Below are 8218 nucleotides of genomic sequence, written 5' to 3' on the forward strand. Positions count from 1 at the left end.
CGCGCCGTCCGCGCCGGCGCGTCCCGGCGAGGAGGGCGGGCGCGGAGCGGCGCCGAGCAGCCCGGCCGAGATCGCCATCGCCGAGATCTGGGCCGAGCTGCTCGGCGTGCCCGACATCCACGTGGACGACGACTTCTTCGAGCTCGGCGGGCACTCGCTGGTGGCCATCCAGGCCGTGGCCAGGCTGCGGCGCCTGCTGGCGCCGGTCGAGGGACGCTCCGTCGGCGTCATGGACCTGTTCAAGCATTCCACCGTGCGGGCGCTGGCGGAGCTCATCGAGGAACCGGCCCCGGCCGGGGAGGACCGGTCGCGCGAACTGCTGCACCGGCTGACGCGCTCGCGCGCCACCCCCGCGCTCACCCTGGTCTGCTTCCCGTACGGCGGCGGCAGCGCACTGGTCTACCAGCCGCTCGCCGACGCGCTGCCCGAGGAGTGCGCGTTGTACTCCATGGCCTTCCCCGGTCACGATCCCGGCCGCCCCGACGAGCCGGCGATGCCGCTGGAAGGGGTCGTCGACCAGTGCGTCACGGAGATCCTCGACGGCATACCCGGGCCGATCGCACTGTACGGCCACTGCGGCATCGGCGGTGCCGTCACCGCCGAAGTCGCCAGACGCCTGGAGGCACGCGGGCGCGACCTCGAAGCGGTCTACATCGGGGCGATCTTCCCCTTCGCCCGCCCCGAAGGGCGCATCGCCGGCCCCCTGGGCAGGTTGTTGCGCACCGACCGGCTGCGCGGCGACCGCGCGTACGAGAACCGCATGAAGGCGATGGGCAACGACATCTCCGGCCTGGACGAGGAGCAGGTCAGGTTCATGGTCCGCAACCAGCGGCGCGACACGCTGATCGCGGAGGAGAGCTTCACGCGCATGCTGTCCGAGCGGGACGAGCGGCTGCGCGCCCCCGTCATCGCGGTGGTCGGCGAACAGGACCCGGCCACCGACTACAGCATCGAGCGCTACAAGGAATGGCACTTCCTGTCACCTGACGGCGCGCTGGTCGTGCTCCGTGAGGCGGGGCACTACTACCTGAAGCACCGCGCCGACGACCTCGCCCAGATCCTCACGAACACACACATCGCGATGGGGTACGGCGCGACGGACGCGCTGAGCCGTTCCGCGCGCGGTCCGGCGGCCGGGTGGTGGGTCGAGGAGACCTCGAACCAATCGGACCGGCACTCCCCGAAGGAGGAGCGGGCCGGAAAGGAGCCGCCACCGCCCAGCATGCGGCGCTTCCTGGGCGTCTCCGCCGCCCAGCTCGTCTCCATGATCGGCACCGCGGTCACCGACTTCGCCATCCCGGTCTGGGTCTACACCACTACGGGCTCGCTGCTGAACTTCGCCCTGCTGGTCGCACTGGCGATCATGCCGGGGGTGGTGGTGGCGCCGCTGGTCGGCGCGATCGTCGACCGGTCGGGCAAGCGGGCGGTGATGGCGCTCGGCAACTGCCTGGCCGGCGGCGTGCAGTTGCTGTTCGGGCTGCTGCTGTGGACCGGCGAGCTGGCCGTGTGGCACGTCTACCCACTCACCGCGGCGCTGTCGGTCACGCTGATCCTCCAGCGGCTCGCCTACACCTCGGCACTGCCGCAGCTGGTGCCCAAGCGCTACCTGGGCCACGCGGCGGGCGTGGTGCAGATGCTGCTCGGCACCTCCCAGTTCCTGGCGCCGCTGCTGGCCGTCGCGCTGCTGGCAGGGATCGGCCTGGGCGGCATCCTGGTGATCGACGTGATCAGCTTCGCCGTCGTGCTCGTCGCGCTGGCGCTCATCCGCTTCCCCGCCACCCTGGCGCTGGAGCGGCGCGAGCCGATGGCGGCCGAGATCGCCGGTGGGTTCCGGATGTCGCTGGGCAACAGGCACCTGCGGGCCGCGCTGCTCTACTTCGCCGTGCTGAACGTCATGCTGGCCGCGGTGTTGCTGTCCATCTCGCCACTGGTGCTGTCGTTCTCGGACCTGGACACGGCCGGGCGCATCGCGTTCGTGGGCGGCCTGGGCGCCACGCTCGGCGGGGTGCTCGTCGCGCTGTGGGGAGGGCCGCGGCGCCGGCGGATGCGGGCGGTCATGCTGAGCACGCTGCTGCTGAGCCTGTCCGCCGTCGTCACGGGGCTGCACGCCTCGCCGCTGGTGGTGGGCTTGGGCGCCTTCGGTCTGTGGTGCGGCCTGTCCGTCGTCAACGGCGTCTTCATGACGATCATCCATGTGAAGGTGCCGCAACGCTTCCACGGCCGGGTCATGGCGTTCAACCAGATGGTCTCCTGGTCGACGCTGCCGGTCGGCATGGCCGTCGTCGCGCCGCTGGGAGAGCGGCTGCTGGAGCCGCTCCTGCTGCCCGGCGGGGCGCTGGCCTCCACCGTCGGCATGGTGATCGGCGTGGGCGAGGGGCGCGGCATCGCGTTCATGTACATCCTGCTGGGCCTCGGCATCGCCCTGCACGTGCTGGTCTCGATGCGGATCCCCGTGCTGGCCCGGTTCGACGACGAGGTGCCGGAGGCCGAACCCGACGACCTCGTGGGCGCGCGGGCCTTGCGGGCGCGCGCGGGCAACACCGTCAGCCTGGCCTGGAGCGCGCCCGCCTTCGCCAAGGCGCTGACCATGCCGTTGAGCGCCGCCAAGGCGAGCGAGCTGCTCGGCGAGCCCGTGGACGGTGTGCTGCCGCGCACCGGCGGCGAGATCAGCGCCGTCTACGAAGTCAGCGGCGGCGGGCGCGAGCTGATCTTCAAGCTGTACCCGGGGCTGTTCACCGATCGCATGCGCAAGGAGCGGCACGTCTACGATCTGCTGAGCGGCAGCGGCGCGCCGGCGCCCACCGTGGTACGCGCCGACGACTCCAAGCGCGACCTGCCCCACGCCTATCTGGTGATGACCAAGGTTCCCGGCCGGCCGCTGTCCCAGGTCTCCGCCGGCCTGGACGAGGAGACGGTCGAGCGGCTCTACCGGGACATGGGACGGGTGCTGCGCGCCATCCACGGCGTGGAGCTGCCCGCGTTCGGCCCGCTGGACGGGCCGCAGGAGCCGACGAACCTCGCCTACGTCGGCGGACAGCTCGAACTGAAGGTGGCCCGGTTCGCCGGGTTCGGCGGCGACCCGGCACTGCACGCGGCGCTGGCCGAGCGCGTACGCGCCGATCGCCACCTGCTGGCCCGCTGCACCACCCCCGTGCTGCTGCACCACGACTTCCATGAACGCAACGTCATGGTCGCCGAGCAGGCCGGACGGTGGCGGCTGACCGGTGTCATCGACGTCGAGAACGCGCTCGGCGGCGATCCGCTGATGGACCTGGCGCGCACCGACTACTTCGCCGTACGCGGCGACCCCGTCCGCCGCCGGGCGCTGCTGGAGGGGTACGGCACGCTGCCGGACGACTGGGCGGAGCGCCTGGCGTTCTACCGGCTCTACCACGCGCTGGACCAGTGGCACTGGCTGGCGACGATCGGCGAGGTCAGCGCGCTGGAGCCGATCACACGGGAGATCCGCGAGCGCCTGACGGAGGCACCATGACCGAGGATGTGTTTCCCGCCTCCCACGCGCAGGAACGCGTCTGGTTCCTCACCGAGCTGCTGCCCCGCCTGCCGCTGTACAACATCGGCGGGATCTTCCGCCTGGAGCGGCTGGACGTGGTCGGACCCGAGCTTGTGGAAGAGGCGCTCAGGCTCGTGGTCCGGCGGCACGAGCCGCTGCGCACCCGCTTCGAGCTGCGCGATGGGCAGGTCGTGCAGCTGATCGCACCCGAGGTGCCGGTTCGCCTGGCCCGCACCGACCTGTCCGGGCTCGACGAACCCTCCCGAGAGGCGGAGCTGGCCGCCCTCGCCGCGGCCGACGTGGCCGAGCCGTTCGCCCTCGACCGCGCGCCGCTGTGGCGGGCGAGACTGGTGGAGCTCGGCGGCGGCCGATGGCGGCTGGTGCTGGTCGCCCACCACACGATCTTCGACGCGTGGTCGACGGAGGTCATGGCCGCCGACCTGGCCGAAGCGCACGCCGCGCTGCGAGAGGGCCGCCGGCCGCCCCGCTTCGCCGAACTCGCCGTCCAGTACGCCGACTACGCCGTCTGGCAGCGCGGACGGCTCGACGGCGGCGAGCTCGACGGCGACCTGGCCTACTGGTCCGAACGGCTGGCCGGATCCGTGCCGCTCGAACTCCCCTCCGACCGGCCACGACCGGCCGAGCTCAGCTACGCGGGAGCCAACCACCCTTTCACCGTGCCCGCCGAGCTGGCGGAACGGGTGGTCACCCTGGCGAAGACCTCCAACGCGACCTCGTTCATGGTGCTCCTCACCGCTTTCGCCGCCCTGCTGGTCCGCTGGAGCGGCCGGACCGACGTGGTGATCGGCTCGCCCGTGGCCGGGCGTGAACTGCCCGAGCTCAGTCCGCTCGTCGGCATGTTCGTCAACACGCTGCCGCTGCGCACCGACCTCGGCGGCGATCCGTCCTTCGCCGCGGCCCTCGACCGGGTGCGGACCACCGTCATGGAGGCGCTCGACCACCAGGGGGTGCCCTTCTCCGCCATCGTCGAGGCGCTGCGCCCACCGCGCGACCCCGCCCGCACCCCGCTGTACCAGGTCGCCTTCAACCAGCTGCCGTACGACGTCCGCGGTCAGTTCGGCACCGGGACCGCCAAGACCGATCTCACGCTGGAGGTGCAGAACCCGGACGGCGAGATGAGCGCCTGGCTGGAGTACAGCACCGACCTGTTCGACCGGGACACCATGGTCAGGCTCGCCGAGGCGTACCTCGCGGTGCTCGACGCGGCCACCGCCGACCCCGCCCTGCCGCTGTCCCGCCTGCCGCTGATGCCCGCCGCGCGCCGGGAGCACGTGCTGGCCTCCTGGCACGGCCCGCGCGTGCCGTACCCGCGGCACCCGCTGCACGAGCTGGTGGCGGCGCGCGCCGCGGCCCAGCCCGACGCGCCCGCGGTGATCATCCCGCACCAGGGCAGCACACTCACCCACGGCGAGCTGGACCAGCGGACGTCCGAGGGAAGCACGCTGACCTACGGCGAGCTGGACCAGCGGACGTCCGAAGGGAGCACGCTGACCTACGGCGAGCTGGACCGGCGGGCGTCCGCGCTGGCGTCCGCGCTGATCGACCGCGGCGTCGGCGCCGAGTCGCCGGTGGCGGTGTGCCTGCCCCCCGGAGGCGAGCTGGTGATCGCGCTGCTGGCGGTGCTGAAGGCGGGCGGCTGCTACGTGCCGCTCGACCCGCGCTACCCGGCGGCACGGCTGCGTTTCATGCTGGAGGACTCGGGGAGCGCCCTGGCGCTCACCACGGATGAGCTGGCCGATCGGTTGCCCGGCGTGACAGCTCTCGTGACCGGGGATTTCCCCCTTGACCCGCCGCGTGATCTCGTCCTGCCGCGCGTACAGCCCGGCGACCTCGCCTACCTCATCTACACCTCCGGCTCCACCGGCCTCCCCAAGGGCGTCATGGTGCCGCACCAGGGCGTGGTCAACCTGGTCGAAAGCCTCGCCTTCGACGCCGCGGAGCGCATGCTGCTGCTCACCCCTCTCTCCTTCGACATCGCCGCCCTCGAAGTCTTCGGGCCGCTGCTGGCCGGCGGCGCGGTCGTGGTTGCCCCGCCGTCCGGCCCCCTGCCGGATGTGACCACCGTCCAGGCGCCACCGTCGGTGCTGGCAGAGCTCACCGACCGGCTGCCGCCGGGGCTGCCCCGCGTGTTCAGCGGCGGCGAGCCGCTCACCCCCGGGCTGGCCCGGCGGCTGCGGGAGGCCGCCGGGCAGGTGCACAACATGTACGGCCCGACCGAGACCACCATCTGGTCGCTCACCCATCACGTCCGGCCGCGGGACCGCACCGTCCCGATCGGCGGTCCGGTGTCCAACACCACCGCGTACGTGCTGGACGACGCCATGGAGCCGGTGCCGCCCGGCGTGGTGGGCGAGCTCTACCTTGGCGGCGACGGACTGGCACGCGGCTACCACCGGCGGCCCGCGCTCACCGCGTCGCGTTTCGTCCCCGACCCGTACGGCGAGGGTGGCAGGCGACTCTACCGGACCGGCGACCTGGTCAGGCGCGGCGCGGACGGCCTGCTGGAGTTCGCCGGGCGCGTGGACGACCAGGTGAAGGTGCGTGGCGTCCGGATCGAACTCGGCGAGGTGGAGGCGGCGCTGACCGCCCATCCCGGCGTCAGGCGCGCCGCGGCGGCGGTCCGTGACGACGCCCCGGGCGGGCGGGCCCTGGTCGCCTACGTGGACGGGCGCGTCCCCGTGGCGGAGTTACGGGTGTTCCTGGAAGAGCGGCTACCGCCCACGCTGGTGCCCAGCCTCTACGTCGGCGTCGACTCCTTCCCACAGTTGCCCAACGGCAAGCTGGACCGCGCCGCGCTCCCGCCGCCCCGGTCGGAGACCACCTCCGCCGCCCTCTCGGTCCCGGCGTCGGCAGCGGAAGAACTGGTGCACGAGATCTGGGGCGAGATACTCGGCCGCGACGGGTTCGGCGTGGACGAGGACTTCTTCGACCTGGGCGGCCACTCCATGCTCGGCACCCGAGTGATCGCCCGGATCTGTTCCGAGCTGGACATCGACCTGCCGCTCAGCACGCTCTTCCAGACCAGGACGGTACGCCGCCTGGCCGCCGCCGTGGAGGCCCGCCTGGCCGCCGAGATCGATCAGCTTTCCGACGAGGAGGCCGCCGCGATGGTGGCGGGCCGATCGACCGGATCCTTGCCTGAGAGCGCTCTACCATGATCACTCGGACGATGGGCGAAGACTGACCAAGGACTCGACTGTGTATGGCCCTATGTGCTCTTTAACTTTTCCGTAACCGACCCGTTGACAGCGTGATGCGGTGAGGCCATTCTGAGAGCGCTCTCTCAACCGTCAGAGGATGGCCTGCCTCCAGCGGTATGGAAGTGTCCGGCTCAAGAGACCGTCAGGCCCTTCTCTTGATCGGTATGGGTTCGCCGATCGCCACCGCGCGACGGCCTCCCGTTGCCGCCTTGCGACGAGAACCGTTTCAAGAGGAGTGCTATGCGCACCAGACGGAGAGCTCTGCTCGGCTTCGCCTTGACCACTTCGGTGCTGGCGGGTCTCCTGGCCCCGACCGCGCCATCTGTGGCGGCCGCGGTGCCGAACACCATTCCGTTGACCATCCAGAACACCTCGGGCCGCGGCGGACCGGTCTACATCTACGTCCTCGGCGAGAGCCTGACCACTCATCGGCTCGGCTACGCCGATGCCGGCGGATCGTTCCACGAGTGGACCGGCGGCGGCACCGTGCCGAGCCCCGCGCCCGATGTCTCGATCCCCGGCCCCGCGAACGGTCAGACGAAGACCATCCAGATCCCGAAGCTCTCCGGCCGGGTGTACTTCTCGTTCGGCGAGAAGATAAAGTTCTTCCTCACGTCGACGGGTCTCGTGCAGCCCGCGCCCTGGAATCCATCCGATCCCAACCGGGACATCCTGTTCGACTGGAGCGAGTACACGCTCAACGACAGCGGACTGTGGATCAACAGCTCACAGGTGGACATGTTCAGCGTCCCGCACGAGGTCAGTGTGAAGGCGGCCGACGGGTCGGTGAAGCGGACCGGCAGCCTGGTCAGCAACGGCCGCGACCTGGTGCTGGACGCCATCAAGAACCAGCCGGGTGGCTGGTCGAAGCTTGTCTACACCCGTCCCGACGGCCTGCGCGTGCGCGCGCTCGCGCCGGGCAAGGGCATCGACGCCGGCGTGTTCACCCCTTCGGCCATGGACGGCTACATCACCAGGTCATGGGACACCTACCGCACCAAGACCCTGACCGTGATCCCCTTCAGCGACCAGCCGAACACCAGATACTACGGCCGCACTCAGGGCAGCGAGATGGTCTTCACCAATGGCGCGGGCCAGACCGTGGCGACGTTCCAGAAGCCCACGACCGCCGACGTCTTCGGCTGCGACGGCAAACTCGCGGCACCCAACGACGCCGTGGTCGGCCCGATCGCACGCACCCTGTGCGCGGCGTTCAACCGTACGACCCTCGACCGGATCTCGACCCAGCCCAGCACCGACGCGAGCCGGTTCTACCAGGACGCGGAGACGAACCACTACTCCCGCCACATCCACGCGCACATGGCGGACGGCAAGGCGTACGCTTTCGCGTTCGATGACGTCGGCGGGTTCGAGTCCCTCGTACACCACGGCAACCCGCAGCAGGCCCACATAGACCTCACGCCCTTCTCCAACTCGACCTCGACCCCCACGCCGACCCCCACCAGCCCCACCCCCACCCCCA

At 71.2% G+C, this 8218-nt stretch carries 3 protein-coding genes; all 3 read left to right on the forward strand.

Features of this window, described 5'->3' with window-relative positions; translation table 11 throughout:
• On the forward strand, nt 1–3493 hold a 3493-nt coding region (locus tag DQW85_RS31840), incomplete at its 5' end, for an MFS transporter (protein ID WP_113703492.1).
• The gene (locus tag DQW85_RS31845) at nt 3490–6693 is read left to right on the forward strand and encodes a non-ribosomal peptide synthetase (RefSeq protein WP_113703493.1); all 3204 of its coding nucleotides are present in this window, start codon (nt 3490–3492) and stop codon (nt 6691–6693) included. The genes DQW85_RS31840 and DQW85_RS31845, both read left to right, overlap by 4 nt.
• A 282-nt stretch (nt 6694–6975) precedes the next feature.
• Nucleotides 6976–8218: glycoside hydrolase family 64 protein (locus tag DQW85_RS31850; RefSeq protein ID WP_113703494.1), on the forward strand; the 1243-nt coding region annotated here is incomplete at its 3' end.

The sequence above is a fragment of the Nonomuraea lactucae genome (assembly GCF_003313395.1).
GTDB lineage: Bacteria > Actinomycetota > Actinomycetes > Streptosporangiales > Streptosporangiaceae > Nonomuraea > Nonomuraea lactucae.

Bases quoted from the DNA above. Each gene is read 5' to 3' on its own strand.
- DQW85_RS31845 (WP_113703493.1), top strand. From the start codon at position 3,490: ATGACCGAGGATGTGTTTCCCGCCTCCCACGCGCAGGAACGCGTCTGG.